Below are 1,883 nucleotides of genomic sequence, written 5' to 3' on the forward strand. Positions count from 1 at the left end.
TTTCTTGCACCCTTACTACTTTTTTGGTCGGAAAACCCATACACTGTTTACTTTTCTCACTGATTCAGCAAGCCCTATGTACATTGCGTAAGTCCTAAACACTAAAAAACTTGACAATATTTAACCGGGATATTGAACAAGCTAACAAATTGGCGGCCACCTTATAACGATAGAGGTGAACCCTATCCGCAACTAGAAATTAGCGATCGAAATTGCTACTCTTGTCAGTTTATAACTCGTTGCGATCGCACTCGCGAAATCGAATAAAATCCCTTAACCAACATCCGCGCAGCCGCTCCACCAGACTGGTTGCCTAATCTTGGTATGATTGAAGAAATATCCATTTAAACCCTAAAAAAAGTCCTCTTTAAAGGACTTTAGCTATCAATCAGGGGTTTGAACCACTGGCGGACTAATTCGACATCCAACTTCTATTTCTGTGAACCACCCGCACCACCTGCGCCGGAGTTGCTATCAGGTACAGCCGTATCCGTAGGATTAGAATCGCTCGATCTTTCCGTATTAGTTTCGCTACCCGTACCTGCTCCAGAAGCGCCCTCATTTTGAGTTGGAGATGGAGTAGTTGAACTCTCAGGTGCTGAAGTTTGCGGAGTGGAAGCTGGCTCATTCTGCGTATTCGGAACCGTAAGATTGATATTATTTGACGGCGATGATGGAGCCGGCGCCGGCGCTGCTTGCTTAGCGGGCGCATCTTGGCGCTGTGAATTTGGAACCGTAATATTGATATTGGGAGCCGGATTTGCTTGAGGAGCCGGAGCAGCCTTTTGAGCTGGAGTTGGTTGAGGAGCAGGCGTAGCCTTTTGAACTGGAGATGCTTGAACCGGAACCGGAACAATCTTTTGAATGATCGTTGTTTCTTTCTCTATAGTCCGAGTCGGAGCAGGTGTTGCTGAAGGCTGATTCGCTTTCGGTACAACAATCACAGGAGCAGCAGTAGGAGTAGGAGCCTCCTCACCACGATTGAAGTAATATACACTACCCAGAACTAAGCCTGCCAAAGAAGCAAGAAGAATCCCTAACAGTAACCCGCGACCTGCATTCTCATTATCGCGGACTTCTTGGACTCCAACTTGGCGGTGGTTTTCGGCCATTTCACCCTGTACATAACCTTGGTGATGAGCTGCTTCTTTAGAAACCTTCGCCGCTGTACTCGGAACACTTGTAGTAGTTCGCGTTGTACTGACGTGACCGTTAGTTGCATCTGTGTGAACTTCTTGATGAATTTCACGGCTAGAGCTATTTTCTTCGTTAGGTTTCATAATTATCTTCGTCACAACTATTCAAAAAATACTTGTCTGTAGGAAAGGCTCCTCTTTAAAAACTTGAGCGAAGCTGTTCAGCATTTAAATCACTTATTCCGATTCACTGTCAAGATTCAGGTGTAAGCGTTTGGCATTTTGCTTATACCCAGTTTAAATGCTTAACAGCTTAACAGCTTTCTGCTTAGGGAGTTTAGAGAATCTTTGGTTTTTCCTTCATCTGTATCCAATCTAACTCTCCAACGGATTAACCAGGCTCTACCCTTAGAGTGATTGTCCGAGTCCCCCAAAGGAATAGAGTGAGATGCTGCAAAATGTAAGATTATAGGACTTACGCATTGACCGAATAACAAAATAGTGCATTGATAAATAGGGGTTGTCTACTTTCTAGGTATCGGACAATCAGAGAAATTACTAAATTTTCTACAGCACAATATATGTTACAAAAAGGAGGAAAAAACAAAAAACGATTATTTTAGATAAATGGTAAATGAAATAATAAACTGGGGAGTCATATCAATTCCGTTAGCATCGGAATGATATAAACGGAGGACACGGCAGTGCCGTTTCCCTACAATTGATCGTGGTAGGGAAACGGCACTG

The 1,883-nt window shown here is 43.7% G+C and carries 1 protein-coding gene; it reads right to left on the reverse strand.

Translation table 11 applies throughout. The features are described from left to right. Window positions 1-431: 431 nt before the first annotated feature. A complete protein-coding gene (locus tag QUA02_RS33270; RefSeq protein WP_333033995.1) occupies window positions 432-1,280 on the reverse strand; it encodes a hypothetical protein in 849 nt (282 codons plus the stop codon). Between the last annotated feature and the right edge of the window lie 603 nt (window positions 1,281-1,883).

Origin of the sequence: Microcoleus pseudofavosus SVA1_A4 (genome assembly GCF_036700565.1) — a bacterium.
Taxonomy (GTDB): Bacteria; Cyanobacteriota; Cyanobacteriia; order Cyanobacteriales; family Microcoleaceae; genus Microcoleus.

Excerpts from the sequence above, each read along its gene's own strand:
- QUA02_RS33270 (WP_333033995.1), bottom strand. The coding sequence starts at position 1,280 with ATGAAACCTAACGAAGAAAATAGCTCTAGCCGTGAAATTCATCAAGAA.